Origin of the sequence: Marilutibacter spongiae, assembly GCF_014145325.1 — a bacterium.
Lineage (GTDB): Bacteria > Pseudomonadota > Gammaproteobacteria > Xanthomonadales > Xanthomonadaceae > Marilutibacter > Marilutibacter spongiae.
In genome coordinates, this window is sequence record NZ_JACHTF010000009.1 from 39,554 (window position 1) to 60,968 (window position 21,415).

Sequence of the window (21,415 nt, forward strand, 5' to 3'; positions counted from 1 at the left end):
CCGCATCAGCAAGGCCTACCTGAGCCTGGGGAGCAACCTGGATCCAGAGGCCAACCTGCGCAGCGGCATCGACGCCTTGCGCGCGCAGTTCGGCGAGATCGTGCTGTCGCCGGTGTACCGCACGGCGGCCGTGGGCTTCCGCGGCGACGACTTCCTCAATGCCGCCGCGGTCATCGAGACCGGGCTCGATCCCTACGCCCTGAACGCCTGGCTGCATGCCCTGGAGGACGCGCACGGGCGCGACCGCCGCGGCCCGCGCTTCGGCAACCGGACCCTGGACATCGACATCGTCCTGTTCGACAACCGCGTGCTCGACGGCCCCGGCAACCTGCACATCCCGCGCCCCGAGCTCAAGCACGCCTTCGTGCTGCGGCCGCTGGCGGAGATCGCGCCGGACGTGGTGGTCCCGGACGATGGCCGGACGCTGTCGCAGATGTGGGTCGGCCACGTCGACTACGACCTGCCGATGGAAGTCGTCGCGATCTGAGCCGTCCTGGCGGGCCTGAGGGCGCCGCCTCTTCCGTTTCCGGCCCCGTTTCGGCCTGGCAGGGCGTTGGAGGGTCATTTTTTGACCCCCAGGGGCAGAAATTGTCACGGGATGGTCGTATGATCGGCCGCTGATCCGGGGAGATGGACGATCATGTTCGAGAAATTCTCGCGCAGTTGGACGCTGGTCAAGGCCAGCGCGTCGGTGTTGCGCTCCGACAAGGCCCTCATGCTGTTTCCGCTCATCTCGGGGTTCGCGACCCTGCTGGTGCTGGCGACCTTCGCCCTGCCGAGCTTCGCGCTGGGCATCTTCGACAATGGCCTGACCGCGATCAGCGCGTTCTGGGGCTTCCTGTTCTACTTCTGCCAGTACACGGTGATCATCTTCTTCAACTGCGCCCTGGTCGGTGCGGCGATGATCCGCCTGGACGGCGGCGACCCGACGCTGGCCGACGGCTTCAACGCCGCCCGATCGCGCTTTGGCGCGATCCTGGGCTACGCCGCCATCGCCGCCACCGTGGGCATGCTGCTGGGCGCGTTGAAGAACCGCGAGAACAACATCCTCGTGCGCCTCGTCGGCAGCGGCCTGGGCGCGATGTGGACCCTGGCGACCTTCCTGGTGGTGCCGATCCTGGTCAGCACCGACGTCGGGCCGATCGATGCGCTCAAGAGCAGCGTCAACCTGCTCAAGCGCACCTGGGGCGAGAGCGCCATCGGCCAGGTCGGCATCGGCATGGTGTTCGGCCTCATGACCGTGGTGCTGGTCCTGGTTGGCGTGGCCTGCACCTTCCTGGCCGCGCAGGCTTCGGTGGCACTCGCGGTCGGGGTGGCCATCGTCTTCGTCGCCGCGGTCCTGCTTATGGGCATCTACCAGGCGGCGCTCAGCGGGGTCTATTCGGCCGCGCTCTACCGCTTCGTGACCCAGGGCGAGGCCCCGCCGGCGTTCCAGGGCGTCGACATGCAGCACGCCTTCGCGGCGAAGTAAGCCGCGTCGTCGCCCGGTCCACGACCGGGCGACACGGGGGCGGCGATCGCCGACAATGACGGCATGACCGCCCCTTCCCCCAGTGCCGCCGGCGCCCGTCCCCGCGCCGTCGCGGCGCGCGTGCTCGACGCCGTGCTCCTGCGCGGCCGCTCCCTCCGGGTCGAGCTCGCCAAGTCCCTGCCCACGCTCGAGGATCCCCGCGACCGCGCGCTCGTGGAGACCCTGTGCTTCGCCGTGCTGCGCCAGCCCGGGCGCTTCGAAGCGGCCCTGTCGAACTGGATGCCCAAGCCGCCGGGGCGCCGCGACGGCGAGCTGAAGACGCTGTTGTTCGTCGGCTTCGCCCAGCTCGATCCGCTGGGGCTGCCGGCCCATGCCGCGGTCGCATCGACGGTGGAGGCGGCCCGCGTGCTCGGCCGCCGGCACCAGGCGGGCCTGGTGAACGCCCTGCTGCGCCGCGCGCAGCGCGAGGGCCTGCCCCCGGCCTCGCCCGAGGCCGACTGGCCCGACTGGCTGCGCGAGCGGATCCGCGCCGACTGGCCGGCGCAGGCCGCGGCGATCTTCGCCGAAAGCGTGGCGCCGCCGCCGCTGTGGCTGCGCGTCAATCGCCAGCAGGGCAGTCGCGACGCCTATCGCGAGCGCCTGACCGCCGCCGGGATCGAGGCGCGCCCCGACCCCGATCTCGCCGATGCGCTGCGGGTGGAAGGCACGCTCGCGGTGGCCAGCCTGCCGGGTTTCACCGCAGGTGCGGTCTCGGTGCAGGACGCGGCCGCGCAGGCGGTGGCCGACGCGCTGGCGCCGCCCGCCGGCGCCCGCGTGCTCGATGCCTGCGCCGCGCCCGGCGGCAAGACCGCGCACCTGCTCGAACGCGACCCCGGCCTGCGCCTGACCGCGCTGGACATCGACCCCAAGCGGCTGGAGGCCGTGCACGCCACGCTCAGGCGCCTGCAACTGCGCGGCGACGTCCGGCTGATGGCGGTGGACGCGGCCAGCGCCCGCGACGACTGGTGGAGCGGCGAGCCCTTCGACGCGGTCCTGCTCGACGCGCCGTGTTCGGCCACCGGCATCGTCCGCCGGCAGCCGGACGTGCGCCTGCATCGGCGCGCCGCCGACATCGAGGCGCTGGTCAAGCTGCAGGCGCGCCTGCTCGATGTCCTGTGGGCCAAGCTCGCGCCGGGCGGGGTGCTGCTCTACGCGACCTGCTCGATCCTCAAGGCCGAGAACGCCGCGCAGGTCGAGGCCTTCCTCGCGCGGACGCCCGATGCCAGCGCCGGCGCCCTGCCGGAGACCTTCGGCCACGCCTCGGGCCCGGGCCGGCAGCGCCTGCCCGGCGAGGGCGGCGGCGACGGCTTCTTCTACGCCCGCCTGGTCAAGGCGGCGGCCTGAGGTCGCCCGGCCGCGTCGCCGGCCGCCCCAACGTTCTTCCGACATCGCCCGCGGGCGCACGCCGTATCATGCGCCCCATGACGACCCCATTGCCCTCGATCCCGGCCCGCCGCACGCCCTGGCTGGGCCCCACCACCCTGTTCTGGATCGTCGCGGTCCTCGTCCTGGGCGCCGGCCTGGGCCTGCGCGATCCCTGGCCGGCAGACGAGCCGCGTTTCGCGCTGGTGGCCAAGCAGATGGTCGAGAGCGGCGACTGGCTGTTCCCGCACCGCGGCAGCGAGCTGTACTCGGACAAGCCGCCGATGCTGATGTGGCTGCAGGCGGCGTTCTACACCGTCTTCCGCGACTGGAAGGTCGCCTTCCTGCTGCCCTCGCTGCTGGCCGCGCTGGGTACCCTGTGGTGCGTCACCGATCTGGGCAAGCGCCTGTGGACGCGACGCGTGGGCCTGTACGCGGGCTGGGCGCTGCTGTTCGCGGTGCAGTTCACCTACCAGGCGAAGAAAGCGCAGATCGACCCGCTGGTCACCTTCTACATCACCCTGGCCAACTACGGCCTGTTGCGCCACCTGCTGCTGGGCGACGGCTGGAAGTGGTGGTGGCTGGGCTGGTTCGCCGCCGGCCTGGGCACGATCACCAAGGGCGTCGGCGCCCTGGCGCTGGTGATGCTGGTGCCGGCCACGGTCGCCGCCGTGGCCGGATGGCCACGCGTGCGACAGGGCTTCCGCGATCCGCGCTGGTGGCTGGGACCGGTGATGTTCGCGCTCGCGGCGTCGATCTGGCTGGTGCCGATGGTGACCGCCGCGCTCTCGCACCCCGATCCGGCCTATCGGGCGTATCTGGACGACATCCTCTTCAACCAGACCGCCAACCGCTACGCCAAGTCCTGGGACCACCACCAGCCGCCGTGGTACCACCTGGGCGTGATCCTGACGATGTGGCTGCCGCCCATGCTGGCCCTGCCCTGGGCCCTGCCGGCCTGGTGGCGCCGCCTGCGCCGGCGCGACCCGCGCTACCTCCTGCCACTGGCCTGGTGGCTGCTGGTGGTGGTGTTCTTCTCGATCCCGCAGGGCAAGCGCGACGTCTACATCATGCCGGCGCTGCCGATGGCCTGCCTGGCGCTGGCGCCCCTGCTGCCGGGCCTGCTGCGCAAGGCCTGGCCGCCGCGACTGGCCTTCGGTTTCGGCGCCCTGCTGGCGCTCGCGGCCCTGGGCATCGGCATCGCGATGTGGACGGGCGAGCCCGCGTTCGAACGCAAGCTGGTCACGGACCGCGGCTTCACCGCCGCCGCCGTGGAGCAGGCCAACTGGCTGATGCTGGCGATCGGCGTCTGGTTCAGCGCGGCCCTGCTGTGGTTCGGCCCGCGTCGCGGTGCCCACGGCACCGTCGCCGGCCTCGCCGGCCTGTGGGTGCTGTACGGCGTGCTGGCCTATCCGCTGATGAACCCCTCGTCCTCGGCAAGCGAGGTCATGGAGAAGACCGGGCGCATGATCGGTCCGGGTACCGAACTCGGCCTGGTCGGCTGGAAGGAGCAGAACCTGCTGCAGGCCGACCGCCCGGCGATGGACTGGGGCTTCCGGCAGCCGCCGCACGTGCAGCTGGCCGGCGCGATCGACTGGATGCAGGCCGATCCGTCGCGCAAGGTGCTGATCCTCGATGCCGTCATGGGGCCGTGCATCGATGCATCGAAGGCAGTGCCGGTCGGCACCGCCAATCGCCGCGCCTGGTCGCTGGTCGATGCCGGCGCCGTGGTGCCCGGCTGCACGCCGCCCGAGCTGGATCCCGGCACCTGGCGCGGCGGCGACGACGAAACCGGGGACTGAGCTCAGTCCCCCAGCAGGCCCAACAACGCCGCGACCGCACCGGGCAGGCCGTTGTCCAGGCCCAGCTGGCGGCTGGACGCGCGCAGGCCCGCGCAGCGATCGGCGTCCGCGGCGAGGGCGAGCAGGGCGCCGGCGAGCCCCTCGGGGTCGGCGCCGTCGGCGGGCTGAAGTGCGCCCGCGTCGGCCAGCCAGCGCACCCGCGCGGCCTGTTCGTCCTGCATCGGCAGCGCCACCACGGGCGTGCCGAGCGCCAGGGCCTGGACCAGCAGGCTGCCGCCGGCCAGCAGGGCGGCGCTGGCGCCGCCCAGGACGGCCATCAGCTCGGCATTGGGCAGGGCATCGACCCGGATCGCGGGCGCGGCCGCGCCCGTCGCGACCGCCAGCGTGGCCATGCCATTGCGCGCGCTGGCCGCCGCGGCCTCGCCGAACACCTCGGCCGCCTCCCGCTCGCCGAGCCGGTGCCGGCCGCCGCCATGGCAGGCCACCACATAGGGCGTGGACAGGCCCAGTCGCTGCAGCAGGGGCGGTAGCGCCGCGGGCGGCGCGAACAGGGTGGCGAAGCGCCGCACCGCCACGCGCGGGTGGCGCCAGCGGCCCAGCCGCTCGCGCCAGTGCCGGCGCGCCAGCAGGTCGGCGCCGACCAGCCAGTGCGCGTCCAGCCGGGCCATGCGGCGCCAGCGGAAGCCGCGGTCGGCGGCGCTGGGCCGCGAGCTGAGCAGTACGACGCGGGCGCCCACGCGCCGCGCGGCGTCGAGCGCGGCCACGCGCGTGTTGCCGTCGAACACCACCAGCGCCGGCCGCAGCGCCGCGATGGCCGCGACCACCTCGGCGACGGCGCGCGTCGGCGAGGCGGTGAGCGCGGTCGTCGGCCAGGGCAGCGGGGCGCTGCCCGCGGCCAGCAGGAAGTGCAGCTCGATGCCGGGCCGCGCCGCCACGAGCGCATCGGCAAGCAGTCGACAGCGCTGCACCTCGCCGCTGCCGGCGCCGCCGGAGACCGGGACGAACAGGATTCGCGTCATGGCGTCGTGGGCATCGATAAGATGTCGGGCGGGAATCGCGCCGAAGGCGCCGGTGCCGCCATGGTGCCCGCCCCGCCCGCCGACTGGAAGAGACACGCCCCATGCCCCCCATGCGCACCACGTTCTACCTGGCGGTCGACGACGCGGAGATCGCGCGCTGGCGCACGCTCGACCCGGACCTCGAGCCGCACCGGCTGGTGCTGGGCGAGCACTACTGGATCGTCCTGAGCTACCTGCGCCTGCGCGATGCGGGTGTCGACGTGGCGCTCGACAACCGCATCCCCGCCGAGGGGCCGGTGCTGTTCTACGCCGGCGACAAGCGTCGCGCGCTGGACGCCTATCGCCGGGCCGGGAGCCGCGCCCTGCTGGTGTCGGTACGCAGCGATCGCCACCCCGTCGGCTTCGCCGACGTGGAAGTGGTGCAGAACGCGTCCTCGGCCGACGCACGCCATGCCTTCCACGTGCCGCACTGGCCGCAACCGGGCCTGGTCGCGCGCGATCCCGCCCGTGGCGACCGTCCGCGCACGCTCCTGTACCCGGGCACCCCGCAGAACCTGCATCCGGGTTTCCGCGACCGCGCCTGGCAGGATTTCCTCGCCGACCGTGGCCTGGTCATGCAAACCCACGTGGCCGACGGCGACGTCGCGCCGGCCTACCAGGACCTCGCCGCGGTCGACCTGATGCTGGCGGCACGGCCGAGCGGCGCCCGGCTGGTGCGCAACAAGCCGGCCTGGAAGCTGTTCAACGCATGGCTGGCCGGCGTGCCCGCCCTGCTCGGGCCGGAGTCGGGCTACCGCGAGCTGCGCGAGGGGCCGCTGGATTTCATCGAGGTCGACGGTCCGGCGGCGGCGATGGCGGCGATCGACCGCCTGCTCGCCGATCCCGCGCTGTACGCCGCCATGGCCGACAACGGCCGGCGACGTGGGGCGGCCTTCTCCAACGAGGCAACGGTCGCGCGGTGGCGTCGCCTCATCGACGACGTGCTGCTGCCGCGGGCGCGCCAGCAACAACTGCGGCCGACCCCGGCCTGGCGAAGGCGCTGGCGCGACGTCGGCGCGCGCCTGCGCCGGACGGTGCAGGGCAAGGGCTGAGGCGGGCGTGACCGCGCACGAGGCGCGGTGCCCTCGTCACCAGCGCAACGGACGCCGCGACAGGCTCCCGGCGAGGCGGTCGTAGAGTTCGCGCGCCTGGGTGTCGGGCAGGAAGCGGATGCGCAGCGGCGGCCCCAGCGCGTTCGCCCCCGCGGTATCGAGGAACAGCGTGGTGCTGCCCAACCAGCGGTCCAGCGGCGAGCGCCCCAGGCGCAGCGCCTGCAGCTTGTCGATCTCGGCGAAGCGCCAATGCCGCGACCACCAGCCCTCGCGCACGGCGACCAGCTCCTCGCCCAGCGCGAAGGCCATGCAACGCGCGTGTTTGCGCGCCTTGAACGCCGACCACGGCAACCACAGCAACAGCCACAGGCCCGGCATGCCGAAGCGCAGGTACAGCAGCGCGGTGGTGGCGCAGGTGACCAGCGCCCCTGGCAGGAAGATCCGCCACCAGACCGCCTTGGGCAGCGGTTGCCAGTCCAGGCCGGTCCAGGCCGCGTGCGGCAGCAGGCGCTCGACCAGGTCGTCGCAGGCCGCCGGCGTCGCGACCGGCGCGAGCTCGCGGAGCGCTCGCTGCTGCTGCGCGTGCTGCGACACCGCGATGTCCACGTCCAGGCTGCGGCGCCGGAACAGACGGTGCAGCACCGTCTCGGTCAGCGTCCAGGCCTGGATGCGGCGGCGCGAGGCGCTGGTGCGCCAGCGTCCCAGCAGGCCGCGCTCGACGGTCAGGCGACGGCCGTGGCCGGTCAGCGTGAAGCCGTGGAACTGGAGCAGGGCCAGCACCACCGAGAGCAGGCGGACCAGGGCCAGCAGCACCAGCAGCAGCACGACCGCGCCGATCGCGTACTCGCTGGTGCCGTAGCTGTGGTCGCCGGCCCAGCCGACCGCTTGCCTGACGCCCTGCTCGGCGTAGTCCTCGACGACGTCGCCGCCGCCGAACTGGAACAGGGCGGCCACCGATGCCGCGACCACCACCATGCCGCGGTTGGAGATCAGGCCCAGGCGCACGACCTCGCCCGTCGGCAGGTACAACAGCGGCTCGGCGTCGTCGCGGACCGCGGCGTCGGCGGGCGCGTCGACGGCGTGGGCGCGGCGCCGCACCAGCGCCTCCAGCGCCAGCGCCTTGTCCAGCTTGAGCACGCGCATCTCGGCCTCGGGCTTCTGGCCGCCGGCCGACTCCAGCCGCACCTCGGCCACCCCGAACACCCGGTGCAGGAGGTTCTGCTGCAGGGCCACGTTGTGGATGCGCGCGAACGGGATGACCCGCAGGCTGCGCTCGAGCAGCCCGCTGCGGATGACCAGCGCATCGCCGAGCACGCCGTAGCGGTAGGTGAAATATTGCCAAAGCGACACCAGGACCAGCGCGCCGACGCCGACCAGGCCCCACAGTTCGTACATGTTGTCGCCGCGACGGCCGGCGACCAGCACCACCAGCAGCGGGATGATGAAGGACTTGACCTGCTGCACCAGCACGAACAGCCACGACATCGGGTGCAGGCGGTGGTCCGCGTCCTCGGCGGAGACGCCGGCGGGCGGGCCGTCCGGCGTGCGCGCCGCGTCGGGCAGCGGGGGCGGCTCAGTCGTCATCGCGATCGATCTGTCGGCCGAGCTGCTCGCGCAGGTGCTCGGCGTCGCCCGCGTCCAGGTTGGGCACGGCAACCGCGCTGTTGGCCGTGCCGGCGGTGTGCACGACGAGGGTGGCCAGGTCGCGGCGCCGCTGCAGCGGCCCGCGCTTGACGTCCAGGTGCTGGACCCGGGTCAGCGGTACCCGCGTCTCGCGGTGCCACAGCCGCCCGCGGCGGACCGCCAGCCCGTGCGCATCCAGCAGCCAGCGGGTGTGGCGGTACTGCTTGGCGCCCAGCCACGTGCCCAGCGCACCGAGCAGCAGGCCCAGCGCGACGGCGGCGAGCGGCACCAGCACCACCGGGCCGATGTCCTCCAGCACCGTGCCCAGGACCAGGCCAAGCCCCGCGCCCGCCGCGGTGCCGAGCACCAGCATCGGCAGGCCGCCGGCCAGCAGGAACAGGGTGCGGCTACGCTCGGGCAGGGCCTGCCAGGCGACCTCGGAAGCGGGAACGGCGTCGTTCATCGGGCGGCGCGCTCATAGACGCTGTAGTCCTGCACGAAGTCCTTGCCACGCGCATACAGGGCCTCGCGCGCGCGCATCTCCTCCAGGTCGGCGCCGGCATCGTCGGGCATCCCCGCGACGGCGCGTGCCTGGAAGTCGGCGGCCGCCTGGAACTCGCCATTGGCGGCGAAGGTCGCCGCCACGGTGTCCAGTTCGAAGGGGGACAGCGTGTCCGCGTTCTCCACCAGGTGCTGGGCCAGGGCCATCGCGCGCGCGGGATCGCGTTGCGCGGGGATCGGGCAGGCCGCCAGGAACCACACGCGCTCGTTGCGCGCATAGTCCAGCCCGGCGTCCTCGGCCCGCGCCAGCCACGACTCCGCTTCCACGCAATCGCGCGCCTGCCCCGCGGCGCCGTTGAAGATGAGGTTGCCGGTCACCGACATCGCTTCCGCATCGCCGGCATTGGCGGCCAGCCGGGCATGGCGGGCGAGCCTGCGCAGGTAGTGTTCGGTCGGCACTTCGCCGGGCTTGGGCGCGGCTTCACCGGTGAGGGCCTCCACCAGCAGGCTCGAGGCGCGGACGTTGCCCGCGGCACTGGCCGCTTCCATCAGCTGCATGCCGCGCGCGGTGTCCTGGGGCGCCAGCTCGGGGAACCTCCCGCTGTAGACGATCGCGCCCAGCACCATCATCGCCAGGTCTTCGCCGGATTCGGCCTTGCGCTCCAGCGCCCCGATCCGGGTCTTCATGTGCGCGTCGTAGCCCGGCCAGCGTTCGTTGAGACGCGTACGCGCCGCACGGTCGTCGCGCAGGGGCTGGTCGAGCAGGGCCAGGCTGGGGGGCGTGTCGGTGTCCAGCATGTCGGCGAGGATCGCCGCCACGACGTCGTCCTCCTCCAGTCCGTTGCTGCGCACGGCCTGGTTGGCCATCGCCGAGTCGTTGAGCACCAGGCTCTCGTCGCGGACCTTCCATGCGCCGTCGATCCGCACCAGCTCGGGGCCGAAGTGATAGTTGCCGCTGGGCGGCGCCAACTCGCCGATCGCAAGGTCGGGCGTGACCAGGGTGACGTGGGTCAGCGCCAGCGGGGGCTGGCCTTCTTCGCGCGCGGCAATGCCGCAGACGCCGGCCTCGATGCACGCGCGGGCCACCGCTTCCCCGTCCATGGCGTCCAGCGCCGCGGGCGCGTAGCGCGCGCGGAACAGGTAGACCTCGAGGCGCTTGGTCAGCGGCAGGCGCTTCACCTGGGGGGCAGACGCGTAGAGGGCCGCGTCGCGCACGAACGCATATTCGGCGATGCTCGACGGCGCGAGCCACCGCGCCGCGTCCGGGTCGTCGGCGCTGCTGGCGGCCACGTAGGCATCCCATGCCTGGCTCACCGCGTTCATCGCGTCCAGGTCGTCCTTGGCCGGGGCGTTGCCCCAGGCGAGCGCCAGCATGACGCCCAGTGTCCATCGATATGCCATGTCCCTTCGTTCCCCCTTGTTTCCGCGGTCAGTGTGGCCCCGCCGGCCCGTGTGCGGCGCCGGACCCGGTGTCAGGACGAGGCATACGGATTGCGCTCGCCCGATCCATCGGGCCTGAGGGTATAGCGTTTGTACGTCCACTGGTATTGGGCCGGGTCGCGTCGCGCGATGTGTTCCACGGCCTGGTTGAGCGCGGCGACCGCGACCTTGGGGTCGGGGTCGGCGATCGCCGCCGGCGCGGCGTCCACGTGCAGGGCGAAGCCCGGCGCGCCGGCATGGGTGTCGATGCGCTCGCACCAGGCGAACAGCACGGTCGCGCCGGTGCGCTGGGCGAGGCGGCCGACCAGGGTCATGGTGAAGGCCTCCACGCCGAAGAAGGGCGCGAACTCGCCGTCGCCCGCCTTGGGCTGCTGGTCGGGCAGGATGCCGACCACGCCGCCGGCGCCCAGGCGCTTGAACAGCTGGCGCACCGCCGGGCCTTCGGCGCGGATCTGGGTGACGCGGTCGGCGGAGGCGCCGCTGGCGGCGCGCACGCGGTTGAGGAAGGCCTCGCCCACGGCCGACTCGGGCGGCCGGTAGAGGATCGCCAGCGGCGTGCGCGCGGCCAGCCACTGGTTGAGCAGTTCCCAGTTGCCGTGGTGCGGCGCGGCGACGATGACGCCGCGGCCGGCCGCGATCGCGGCGTCGAGCAGCCCGGTGCCGTGGCTTTCGCGGATCAGCTGCAGGTTGTCCCGGTGCGGGCGGGTCCACAGGCGCAGGGTCTCGAGCGCCTGGCGCGCGGTGGTGCGCAGGATCGCCCGGTGCCACTGCACGCGTTCGCCGGCGAGCAGGCCCGGATAGGCGAGCTCGAGGTTGCGCCGCGCCACGCGGCTCTCGCGGGCGTCCAGTCGCCGCCACAGCGCCGCCAGGCCGTCGCCGAGCGCCATCAGCCAGGACCAGGGCAGGCGTCCCAGTGCGGCAGCGCAGAAGAACAGCAGGCGGGCGAGCAGTTCGGTCATGGCCGGAGTGTAGCCGGCGCGGGTGCTTGCCATCCCCGCATCCGCCGCTACGCTCTTCCTCATTCCCGACTCCGCATTCCCCATTCCCCATGCTTGCCCTCATCCAGCGCGTCAGCCAGGCCCGGGTCGAAGTCGACGGCGAGACCGTGGGCGCGATCGGACCGGGCCTGCTCGCCCTGGTCGGGGTCGAGCCCGAAGACGGGCCCGCGCAGGTCGCGAAGATGGCCGACCGCCTGCTGAACTACCGCGTGTTCGCCGACGCCGACGGCCGGATGAACCTGGGCCTGGCCCAGTCTGGCGGCGGCCTGTTGCTGGTCAGCCAGTTCACCCTGGCCGCCGACACCCGCAGCGGCCTGCGTCCGGGCTTCTCGACCGCCGCCGCGCCGGCCCTGGCTGAACCCCTGTTCAGCGATCTGGTCGCGATTTGTCGAGAAAAACACCCCAAGGGGGTGGAAACCGGCCGCTTTGGTGCGCATATGAGTGTCAGCCTGGTCAACGACGGCCCGGTCACGTTCCTGTTGAAGGCCTGAGCCGGCAAAACGGCCCCCGGGCTGGTATACTGGAGCGTTCACTCCTTCCCAAATTCCAGCGGTGGCGAGCCCTATGGCCAACGAACGTCAGGCCCCCCAGTCCGACATCAAGCAGCTGATCAGCAAAGGCCTTGAGCAGGGCTACCTGACCTATGCCGAAGTCAACGATCACCTGCCCGACGACATCGTCGATCCGGAGCAGATCGAAGACATCATCGGCATGATCAACGGCATGGGCATCGAGGTGCACGAAGTCGCGCCGGATGCCGAAACCCTGCTCATCACCGGCGAGGGCAGCAACCGCGATGTCGACGACACCGCGGCCGAGGAAGCCGCCGCCGCGCTGACCGGCCTCGACACCGAGGGTGGCCGCACCACCGACCCGGTGCGCATGTACATGCGCGAGATGGGCACGGTCGAGCTGCTGACCCGCGAGGGCGAGATCGCCATCGCCAAGCGCATCGAGGACGGCCTGTCCCAGGTGCAGGCCTCGCTGGGCCTGTTCCCGGCGACGATCGACGCCCTGCTGTCCGACTACGCCGAGCACAAGGAAGGCAAGAAGCGCCTGGCCGAGATCGTGGTCGGCTTCAACGACGCCCTGCTCGAGGAGCAGCAGCAGGAAGAAGCGCTGCGCAACGGCGAGGAGATCGAGGACACCAGCGCCGAGGAAGCCGACGAGGACAGCGAAGCCGACGACGACGACGAGGACGGCGACGACTCCAGCGAGGACGCCCCCACCGGTCCCGACCCGGTCGAGGTCGACACGCGCCTGGGCGCCATCGCCGAGGCCTACGCCAAGTTCGAGAAGGCCTATGCCAAGCACGGCCCCGCGCACAAGAGCGTGGTTGCCGCGCGCGAGGACATGGCCGCGACCTTCATCACCCTCAAGCTGCCGCTGCCGCTGACCGACGTGCTGGTGCGCAACCTGCGCGACGTCGTGATGGAAGTGAAGAAGCACGAGCGCCGCATCCTCGAGCTGGCCACCCGCCAGGCCCGCATGCCGCGCAAGGACTTCATCCGTTCCTGGGACGGCAACCAGACCAACCTGGACTGGGTCGACGAGCTGATCAAGCGCAAGCAGAAGTGGTCGTCGGGCCTGCGCGACGTCAAGGACCAGATCGTCGCCGAACAGCAGGCGACGCTGGACCTGGAGAAGCGCATGCGCCTGAGCCTGGCCGATCTCAAGGAGATCAGCCGCGCGATGGCCTACGGCGAAGCCAAGGCCCGCAAGGCCAAGAAGGAGATGGTCGAGGCCAACCTGCGCCTGGTGATCTCCATCGCCAAGAAGTACACCAACCGCGGCCTGCAGTTCCTGGACCTGATCCAGGAGGGCAACATCGGCCTGATGAAGGCGGTCGACAAGTTCGAGCACCGTCGCGGCTTCAAGTTCTCGACCTACGCCACCTGGTGGATCCGCCAGGCGATCACGCGTTCGATCGCCGACCAGGCGCGTACCATCCGCATCCCGGTGCACATGATCGAGACGATCAACAAGCTCAACCGCATTTCCCGCCAGATGCTCCAGCAGTACGGCCGCGAGGCCACGCCGGAGGAGCTGGCCAAGGAAATGGAGATGCCCGAGGACAAGGTCCGCAAGGTCATGAAGATCGCCAAGGAGCCGATCTCCATGGAGACCCCGATCGGCGACGACGAGGACTCGCACCTGGGCGACTTCATCGAGGACACCAACGCGGAGTCCCCGATCGACGCGACCACCAACATCAACCTGTCGGAAACCGTCCGCGACGTGCTCGCCGGGCTGACCCCGAGGGAAGCCAAGGTGCTGCGCATGCGCTTCGGCATCGACATGAACACCGACCACACCCTCGAGGAAGTCGGCAAGCAGTTCGATGTCACCCGCGAGCGCATCCGCCAGATAGAGGCCAAGGCGCTGCGAAAGCTGCGCCACCCCAGCCGCTCCGAGCAGCTGCGCAGCTTCCTCGACATCGACTGACCGGCGTCCCGCGCCGCTGCCCAGAAGCCCCGCCAAGCGCGGGGCTTCTGCTTTTTTGGGGCCTGGACCCGCGTTGTCGGGCAGGCCGCAACGGCTCCGTCGCCTCCCGGCGCGGAATGCCGCCACCCCCGCAGGATGGGTAGAGCGCAGCGAAACCCATCATTCGCGCGTGGAACGGGCGACGATGATGGGTTTCACCTTCGGTTCCACCCATCCTACGGTTCCGCGTCGCGCCCCGGGAACAACATGCGGTCACCCTCGTAGGATGGGTAGAGCGCAGCGAAACCCATCGTTCGGGCGTGGAACGGGCGACGTTGATGGGTTTCACCTTCGGTTCTACCCATCCCACGGTTCCGCGTCGTGCCGCCGGAACAACATGCCGCCACCCCCGCAGGATGGGTAGAGCGCAGCGGAACCCATCATTCGCCGGTGGAACGGGCGACGATGATGGGTTTCACCTTCGGTTCCACCCATCCTACGGTTCCGCGTCGCGCCCCCGGAACAACATGCCGTCACCCTCGTAGGATGGGTAGAGCGCAGCGAAACCCATCATTCGCCGGTGGCACGGGCGACGATGATGGGTTTCACCTTCGGTTCCACCCATCCTGCGGCTCTACGGCGCGTCCCCGGAACAAGATGCCGCCACCTTCGTAGGATGGGTAAAGCGCAGCGAAACCCATCATTCGCCGGTGGCACGGGCGACGTTGATGGGTTTCACCTTCGGTTCTACCCATCCTACGGCTCTACGGCGGCGCGGCGGCCGAGGGCGCTATCGCGCGCTGCGCGCCGTTGCGTTGCCGGCGCCGCCACGGGCCACCGGCTGGGCCGGGGCGTTCGTCGCCGGGCAGCTGAAGAGGTGCGAGGCGTGCAGCCACTTCGGGTCCGGGTAGTAGGCGAACAGGTACTGGCCGCCCTTGATGTCGTCGATCAACGTGCGGGCGATGTCCGGGCGTACGGCCGGGCAGCCCCAGCTGCGACCGAGCCGGCCCATCTGCCGGATCGTGCCCTGGCTGACGTAGGGCGCGCCGTGCATGACGATGGCGCGCTCGCGGGCGCGGTCGTTGAATCCGGGCTCCAGGCCGTCCAGCCGCAGCGAATACCCGTTCTTGCCGACATAGGTCTCGCTGGTGCGGAACATGCCGATGCTGCTCTGGTGGCTGCCGGGACGGTTCGAGAACGCGGTGGTGCGGTTGTCGCCCGAGCCCTGCCCGTGGGCGACGTAGTCGACGAGCATCAGGCGGCGCTCGGCGAGGTCGAAGACCCACATGCGCGGTTCCGTGGAGGGCAGCGAGTAGTCGATCACGGCCAGGCGCTCCGGGCGCGACTGCTCGGGGTGCAGGCGCTGGGCGCACTCCAGCGAACGGGCGGCGAGGGTCAGCATGCCCGGGTCGGCCTCGGGGGCGGCGCGGGTGAGTGCGGCGGACAGGCCGCCCTCGGCGGGTGGCTGGGCGAAGGCCGCGGGGACCAGGGCCAGCAGGCCGAGCAGGGGCAGGGAACGGGGCGTCGATCGCGTCATCGGCGGCTTCCTGTGATGGGGGCGAACGGCACGGGGGCCGTGCGCCGCCCCGGGTCCGCCCGCAAGGCGGGGTCGGGCCGGACGGCGCGTCAATTCCTTCACATTACCTGCACACCCCGGGACCCTGCCTGAATATCCGCCTCCCGAGGGCGCAGCGGCGCCGCCCAGGGGCCTTCGCGTTCAGCCAGAAGGCCCGGTCTATTCCCCGTCCTCGGTCGAACTGTCGTCCGGCGGTGCGTTGTCGACCACGGTCATCTCCACGCCGGTGGTCGAGGGCAGGATGGGCGCGTCGGTGACCATCAGCGTCGTGCCGGGGGCGAGGTAGGGCGTGGCGGCGGCGACGAAGGCGGGGGGCAGGACCACCCGTTCGACCTCCTCGGGCTTCATCTTGCTGCCGGCCTCGCCTTCCAGGCCCGGCACGCTGACCGCGGTCCAGTCGGGTTCGTAGCCGGCCGGCATGCGGCCCTCGGCATCGGGCTGCTGGGTGCCGACCACGGTGTAGACATGCGAACCCAGCGGGCGGTGCGCGTCGCGGAAGACCATGCGCGTGCGGCCGATCTCCACGCCGTTGCGATAGACCAGGACGCGGCGGTCGGCGGTGCTGAGCAGGATCGAGATGGGGCCTTCGGTCGCCAGCTCGGGCTGCCAGCGGTAGACCTCGCCGGTGTACAGGGGCGGGATCTCGATCTTCTCGCCGGAGATCGGATGCACCGGGGCCAGCGCGCCGGGGTGGTTGACCTCCTGCGGCGCGCTCGACTCGTCGGCGACCACCACGGTCATCCCCAGCGGGCTGACCTCGAACAGCTTCTCGGCGAACACCGAGGGCAGGTGCACGCAGCCGTGCGAGGAGGGGTAGCCGGGCAGGCCGCCGGCATGCAGCGCCACCCCACCCCAGGTCAGGCGCTGGGTATAGGGCATCGCCGCGTTGTTGTAGATCGAGGAGCGGTGGTCCTTGTCCTTCTGCAGCGTGGTGAACACGCCGGTCGGGGTCTGGTGGCCCTTCTTGCCGGTGCTGATCGTGGTGTAGCCGATCAGCACGCCGTTGCGGTACGCGTAGGCCAGCTGTTCGTTGAGGCTGACGACCACGACGATCGGCCCGGCGGGCGCAAGCTCCGGCGACCAGACGAACTGGCCCGGCTGGAGCGCCGAGGCCGGGATGGTGCGGGCCTGGGATTCCTTGTCGCCCCAGAACGGGGTGGACGCTTCGGCTTCACCGGCCGAGGCCGTCAGCAACAGGGCGAGGGCGAGATGGCGCAGCATGGGGCCTCCGGGTCGCGTTCCGTCGCCTGCGACTGTGCCATATCACGCGCCCGCGTGCGCGGCCTCCCCGTGGCCCGCGCGAAGCAGGGCGAGGACGTCGTGGCAGGCGCCCATGGTGTGGTAATCGGTCTTGCCCGCGGGGCTCTTGAGGTCGTCGTACCGGCGGTTGCGGCGGTCGAGGGTCCGGTACCACGCGCCATGCCGGTGGTCGACGAAGTGGGTCCAGGCATAGGTCCACAGGCGCTGGTACCACGCCCAGTAGCGCGCATCGCCGGTGGCCACGGCCAGGCGCGCGGCCGCGGCGATGGACTCGGCCTGCACCCAGAAATACTTGTCGTCGTCGCAGACCCGGCCGTGGGGGTCGAAGCCGTAGCACAGGCCGCCGTACTCGTGGTCCCAGGCATGGCGCATGGCGCGGTCGAACAGCTGGCGCGCGGTCTCGACCAGCCCGTCGCGGGGGGCGCCGCGCGCGGCCTGGTGGCCGTCGAGGATCAGCAGCAGCTTGGCCCACTCGGTCTGGTGGCCGGGCTGGAAGCCCCAGGGCCGGAACAGGTGGCGGGGGTCGTCGCGGTGGTAGTCCCAGTCGACGTTCCAGTACCGGTCGTAGTGCTCCCAGACCAGGCCGCCGGCAAGGCCGGCCTGGCGCCGGGTCATGTTGACGGCCAGGGTGAGCGCGCGATCGAGGTAGCGCGTGTCCGCGCTGGCCTCGAAGGCCGCGATCAGGGCTTCGCACAGGTGCATGTTGGCGTTCTGGCCACGGTAGTCGGCGAACGCCCAGTCGGCTGTCGCTTCGTCGCGGTACAGGCCCGCCGCCGCGTCCCAGTAGCGCAGCTCGAGCAGGGCCCAGGTCTCGTCCATCCAGGCGCGAGCTTCGGTCTCGCCGGCCTTCAGCGCCGTCGCATAGGCGAGCATGACGAACGCCATGCCGTAGGCGTGCCGCGTGGTGTCCTCGCTGCGACCGTCGCGCCGGGTCCAGTCGTAGCCGCCGCGCCGGGCGTCGCGCCAGTGCGTGCGCAGCGACGCCAGGCCGTGCCGGACCGCGCGCAGGCAATCCGCGTCGCCGAACTCGCGGGCCGCCATCGCGTAGTTGAAGACGAAGCGCGTTTCGCTGACAAGATGGCGGTGGCGGCGGTCCTGGATGCGGCCGTCGTCGCGGAAGTAGTGGAAGAAACCCCCGGCAGGATCGATCGCGCGCGGGTGGTAGAACGCCATCGTATGGGCGATGTGCCCGCGCAGGAACGAAGGGTCGCGGAAGTCCGGCAGCTGGTTCATGGCGCGTCCCGTTGCAGCAACTCGTTGAGGGCATCGGCGCCGGGCATCGCGGCGAACGCGCCGTGGCGGGTCGTGGCCAGCGCGCCGCAGGCGGCGCCGCTGCGGACCAGGGCCTGGATCGACGCCGGCGTTTCGAGCAGCGCACCAAGGTCGAGCTCCTGGCGCGCGAACGCATGCAGCAGCCCGCCCATGAAGGCATCGCCTGCCGCCGTGGTGTCGACCGCCCGTACGCGGAAGGCCGATACCTCGCCGCGTGCCTGGCGGGTGAACCAGCGCAGCGGACGGGCGCCGTCGGTGACGAGCACCAGTTGCGCGCGGCCCTGCCACAGGCGTTCGAGCAGCGCGGCTTCGCTGGCGTCGTCGTCGTGCAACGAATGGCGCAGGAAACACGCCTCGCCGTCGCAGAGTTTGACGATCTCGGCCTCGTCCAACGCCGCCCAGACCCGCGGCGCGGGATCGCTGCCGGCCGGCCACAGCGAGGGCCGCAGGTTCACGTCCATGCTGACGCGCGCACCGGCTGCGCGTGCGCGGCGCATCGCGGCCAGGGTCGCCGCCGCGATCCCGGACTCGGTCAGGCTGTTGGAGCAGACGTGCAGCACGGCGACGTCGTCGAAGGCATCCGCGCGCAGGTCGGACTCGCGGAACAGCAGGTCGGCGGCCGGCGGCCGGCGGAAACTGAAACTGCGCTCGCCATCGGCGTCGAGCGAGACGAAGGCCAGCGCGGTCGGCGCTGCGTCGGTGCGCACGATGTCGCGGGTGTCCACGCCCATGCCGGCGAGCGCATCGAACAGGAAGTCGCCGAACATGTCGGTGCCGAGCATGCCGACGAAGCGCGCGCGTCCGCCCAGTCGGGCGACCGCGGCCGCGACGTTGGCCGGTGCGCCGCCGGCGTACTCGGCGAAGCGGCGCGGCGTACCGTCCGCACCGGGCGGCTCGGCCAGGAAGTCGATCAGCGCCTCGCCGAAGCAGGCGACCCAGGGACGCGCCTGGCTCATGGCGGCGCGGCGCCGGCGACCGCCGGCGGCACCGCGACCGGCCGCGCCTGGGCGCCGCGCAGGCCGTACCAGATGATGTAGACGTAGCACGCCAGCGGCAGCACGAAGGACCATTGCACGCCGATGCGGTCGGCCAGCAGGCCCTGCAGCATCGGCACCACCGCGCCGCCGACGATCGCCATCACCAGCAGGCTCGACGCCTTGCTGGTCAGCGGGCCGAGTCCCGCGATGCCCAGGGTGAACACGGTCGGGAACATGATCGAGTTGAACAGGCCCACCGCGATCACGCTCCACATCGCCACCGCGCCGCCGCTGGCCATCGTCGTCACCAGCAGCGCGACCGCGAGCAGGCCGAACAGCGACAGCAGCAGGCGCGGTTCGACCCGGCGCATCAGCGCCGAACCGATGAAGCGGCCGAGCATCGCGCCGCCCCAGTAGTAGGACACGTACTTCGCCGCCGCCGCTTCGTCGATGCCGCCGATGCCGGGCGTGGCGATGTAGTTGATCAGGAAACTGCCGATCGCGACCTCGGCGCCCACGTAGACGAAGATCGCCACCACGCCCAGGCGCAGGTGCCGGTGGCGCAGGGCCTCGGCGAAGCTGTGCGGGCGGCCGTCGCCGCGATCGGTGGCTTCGACCAGCGCCGGCAGCCGGAACACGTAGACGAAGGCCGCCAGCGCGAACAGGCCGGCGGCCAGGCCCAGGTAGGGCAGCTGCACCGACTCGGCCTGGGCGATGCGGTAGGCCTCCTGCTCGGGCGCAGGTAGCGCCGCGAGCTCGACGCTGCCCAGCACCGCGACCGAGAGGATCAGCGGGCCGAGCAGGGCGGGCGCGATCGTGTGCCCCAGCGAGTTCAGCGCCTGCGCCAGGTTGAGCCGGCTCGATGCCGTGCGCGCCTCGCCGAGCAGGCTGATGTAGGGATTCGCCGAGACCTGGAGCAGGGTGATGCCGCTGGCCAGCACGAACAGCGCGAACAGGAACAGCGGGTAGGACGGGATGCGCGCGGCCGGGAAGAACGCCAGCGCGCCGATGCCGGCGACCACCAGGCCGATCACGATGCTGTGCTTGTAGCCCACCCACGCGACCACCTTGCCGGCGGGCACCGACATCACCAGGTAGGTGCTGAAGAACGTGAACTGGATGAGCATCGTCTGCGCGTAGTTCATCTCGAACACGGCTTTCAGGTGCGGGATCAGCACGTCGTTGAGGCTGGTCAGCGCGCCCCAGGTGAAGAAGATCGTGGTCAGCACGGCCAGGGCCGTGCTCGAGGACAGGTCGCGGCGGCTCATGGCGTGGCTCGGGGCGGGGAAAGGTCGGCGGGGCGCACGTCGCTGCTGGCGCGGCACAGCAGCCGGGCCGGCGACACGTGGGCGAACGGCGCGCCCGCGGGCGCGTCGAGGCGTTGCAGGATCATCGTCGCGGCCTCGTGTCCGCGCGCGCGCGGGTCGACCGAGACCGTGGTCAGCGGCGGAAAGCTGGCCGCGGCCTCGGGGATGTCGTCGAAGCCGGTCACCGCGAAGTCCTCGCCCGCGCGGCGGCCGCGTCGCGCGAGCCCGGCGACCAGGCCCAGCGCGACCGCGTCGTTGTAGCAGACCGCCGCGGTCGGGGCGGGATCGCGCAGGAACAGGGCGCCGGTCTGGCCGGCCGCTTCCAGCCGGGTCGGCGCCGACTCCACCAGCCAGTGCGGCTCCGGCACGATCCCGGCGTCCGCCAGCGCTTCGTGGTAGCCGCGGCGCCGTTGCGCGCAGGAGCTGGAATCGCGATGGCCGCCGAAGAACGCGATCCGGCGGTGGCCGAGCGCGAGCAGGTGCTCGGTCGCCAGCCGCGCGCCGCGCACGTTGTCCAGGCCCAGGTAATCCCAGCCGTTGCGGGCGTCGCGGCCCTCCAGTTCGCGGTTGAACACCAGCACCGGCAGGCCGGGCCGCAGCAGCGTGCGCAGGCGGTCGGCGTCGCTGCCTTCGGCCGGCGACAGGATCAGCCCGGCCGGCGCGTGCTCCAGCAGGGACGCCAGCACGGTCTGCTGGCGCTCGACCGACTCGCCGGTGCTTCCGAGCAGCGTCACGTGGCCGGCTTCGGCCAGGGTCTCGTCGACGCCCGCGGCGAACTCGGCGAAGAAGGGATTGGACAGGTCGTTGATGACCAGGGCGACCGTGTTGGAGGCCTTGCGCCGCAGGTTGGCCGCGCCGCGGTGGTAGACGTAGCCCTGGCGCTGGATCTCGGCTTCGACCCGGGCCCGCGTGCGCGGGCTGACCAGCGGGCTGCCACGCAGCACCAGCGACACCGTGGCCCGCGACAGGCCGCAGGCCGCGGCGATGTCGGTCAGGGTCACGCGGCTGGAGGCGGGGGGCGTTGGCATCGGTGGCACACGTGGCGTCGGGGTGGCGGGCTTGGATTTGGATCGATCCAATCCGCTGCAATCTACACAGCATGCTCGACGGCGGCATTTTGCGTCGCAGCATGAAGCGGCCCGGGCCGCATGCTAGCGTGCGGTCAATTTAGAACGATCCAAATCCATCAGGTACCGCCGCTTGGACAGTCCGTCGCCCGTACATCCCGCCGCACCGGGTCGAACGCCACGCTG

18 protein-coding genes are annotated in these 21,415 nt (G+C 71.7%); 7 read left to right on the forward strand and 11 right to left on the reverse strand.

Features of this window, described 5'->3' with window-relative positions; translation table 11 throughout:
• Window positions 1-4: 4 nt before the first annotated feature.
• The 4 genes from folK (at window position 5) to H4F98_RS09455 (ending at window position 4,674) form a co-directional block, all read left to right on the forward strand.
• Window positions 5-487, forward strand: a complete 483-nt coding sequence (gene folK / locus H4F98_RS09440; protein WP_182687273.1) for a 2-amino-4-hydroxy-6-hydroxymethyldihydropteridine diphosphokinase — start codon at window positions 5-7, stop codon at window positions 485-487.
• Between the two features lie 153 nt (window positions 488-640).
• The gene (locus H4F98_RS09445; RefSeq protein ID WP_182687086.1) at window positions 641-1,471 is read left to right on the forward strand and encodes a DUF6159 family protein; all 831 of its coding nucleotides are present in this window, start codon (window positions 641-643) and stop codon (window positions 1,469-1,471) included.
• 63 nt (window positions 1,472-1,534) lie between these two features.
• A complete protein-coding gene (gene rsmB, locus H4F98_RS09450; protein WP_182687088.1) occupies window positions 1,535-2,854 on the forward strand; it encodes a 16S rRNA (cytosine(967)-C(5))-methyltransferase RsmB in 1,320 nt (439 codons plus the stop codon).
• 77 nt (window positions 2,855-2,931) lie between these two features.
• Window positions 2,932-4,674: an ArnT family glycosyltransferase gene (locus tag H4F98_RS09455; RefSeq protein ID WP_182687090.1), complete on the forward strand. Its 1,743-nt coding sequence runs from the start codon at window positions 2,932-2,934 to the stop codon at window positions 4,672-4,674.
• A 2-nt stretch (window positions 4,675-4,676) separates the two neighbouring features.
• On the opposite strand, the gene H4F98_RS09460 is transcribed toward H4F98_RS09455, so the two are convergent.
• Entirely contained in the window at window positions 4,677-5,693 is a 1,017-nt protein-coding gene (locus H4F98_RS09460) for a hypothetical protein (protein WP_182687092.1), read from the reverse strand.
• Window positions 5,694-5,794: 101 nt separating this feature from the next.
• Between H4F98_RS09460 and H4F98_RS09465 the strand changes: the two genes are divergently transcribed.
• Entirely contained in the window at window positions 5,795-6,784 is a 990-nt protein-coding gene (locus H4F98_RS09465; protein ID WP_182687094.1) for a glycosyltransferase, read from the forward strand.
• Window positions 6,785-6,820: 36 nt separating this feature from the next.
• On the opposite strand, the gene H4F98_RS09470 is transcribed toward H4F98_RS09465, so the two are convergent.
• The 4 genes from H4F98_RS09470 to H4F98_RS09485 form a co-directional block, all read right to left on the reverse strand.
• Window positions 6,821-8,269 (reverse strand): PH domain-containing protein, encoded by a 1,449-nt coding sequence (locus H4F98_RS09470; protein WP_246373068.1) that lies wholly within the window; start codon window positions 8,267-8,269, stop codon window positions 6,821-6,823.
• 88 nt (window positions 8,270-8,357) lie between these two features.
• Complete coding sequence (locus tag H4F98_RS09475) at window positions 8,358-8,870, reverse strand: PH domain-containing protein (protein ID WP_182687097.1); 513 nt, start codon at window positions 8,868-8,870, stop codon at window positions 8,358-8,360.
• On the reverse strand, window positions 8,867-10,309 hold the full coding sequence (locus tag H4F98_RS09480; RefSeq protein WP_182687099.1) for a hypothetical protein: 1,443 nt from the start codon (window positions 10,307-10,309) through the stop codon (window positions 8,867-8,869). The genes H4F98_RS09475 and H4F98_RS09480 overlap by 4 nt, the downstream gene beginning before the upstream one ends.
• Window positions 10,310-10,380: 71 nt before the next feature.
• On the reverse strand, window positions 10,381-11,340 hold the full coding sequence (locus H4F98_RS09485) for a lauroyl acyltransferase (protein WP_425487590.1): 960 nt from the start codon (window positions 11,338-11,340) through the stop codon (window positions 10,381-10,383).
• A gap of 56 nt (window positions 11,341-11,396) precedes the next feature.
• On the opposite strand from H4F98_RS09485, the gene dtd reads away from it, so the two are divergent.
• Both dtd and rpoD read left to right on the forward strand, forming a co-directional pair.
• Entirely contained in the window at window positions 11,397-11,837 is a 441-nt protein-coding gene (gene dtd / locus H4F98_RS09490; RefSeq protein ID WP_182687101.1) for a D-aminoacyl-tRNA deacylase, read from the forward strand.
• A gap of 73 nt (window positions 11,838-11,910) precedes the next feature.
• Window positions 11,911-13,791: an RNA polymerase sigma factor RpoD gene (gene rpoD / locus H4F98_RS09495; protein WP_182687103.1), complete on the forward strand. Its 1,881-nt coding sequence runs from the start codon at window positions 11,911-11,913 to the stop codon at window positions 13,789-13,791.
• A gap of 769 nt (window positions 13,792-14,560) precedes the next feature.
• Here rpoD and H4F98_RS09500 read toward each other — a convergent pair.
• From H4F98_RS09500 to H4F98_RS09525, 6 genes are all read right to left on the reverse strand, one after another.
• The gene (locus tag H4F98_RS09500) at window positions 14,561-15,307 is read right to left on the reverse strand and encodes a murein L,D-transpeptidase catalytic domain family protein (RefSeq protein ID WP_182687105.1); all 747 of its coding nucleotides are present in this window, start codon (window positions 15,305-15,307) and stop codon (window positions 14,561-14,563) included.
• 198 nt (window positions 15,308-15,505) lie between these two features.
• Window positions 15,506-16,567, reverse strand: a complete 1,062-nt coding sequence (locus H4F98_RS09505; protein WP_182687107.1) for a L,D-transpeptidase — start codon at window positions 16,565-16,567, stop codon at window positions 15,506-15,508.
• Between the two features lie 42 nt (window positions 16,568-16,609).
• Window positions 16,610-17,839: an AGE family epimerase/isomerase gene (locus H4F98_RS09510; protein ID WP_182687109.1), complete on the reverse strand. Its 1,230-nt coding sequence runs from the start codon at window positions 17,837-17,839 to the stop codon at window positions 16,610-16,612.
• Entirely contained in the window at window positions 17,836-18,834 is a 999-nt protein-coding gene (locus H4F98_RS09515; RefSeq protein ID WP_182687111.1) for a carbohydrate kinase family protein, read from the reverse strand. The genes H4F98_RS09510 and H4F98_RS09515 overlap by 4 nt, the downstream gene beginning before the upstream one ends.
• Window positions 18,831-20,123 carry a sugar MFS transporter gene (locus H4F98_RS09520; RefSeq protein WP_182687113.1) on the reverse strand — a complete coding sequence of 431 codons (1,293 nt, stop codon included), beginning with the start codon at window positions 20,121-20,123 and terminating at the stop codon, window positions 18,831-18,833. The genes H4F98_RS09515 and H4F98_RS09520 overlap by 4 nt, the downstream gene beginning before the upstream one ends.
• Window positions 20,120-21,190 carry a LacI family DNA-binding transcriptional regulator gene (locus tag H4F98_RS09525; protein WP_182687115.1) on the reverse strand — a complete coding sequence of 357 codons (1,071 nt, stop codon included), beginning with the start codon at window positions 21,188-21,190 and terminating at the stop codon, window positions 20,120-20,122. The genes H4F98_RS09520 and H4F98_RS09525 overlap by 4 nt, the downstream gene beginning before the upstream one ends.
• Between the last annotated feature and the right edge of the window lie 225 nt (window positions 21,191-21,415).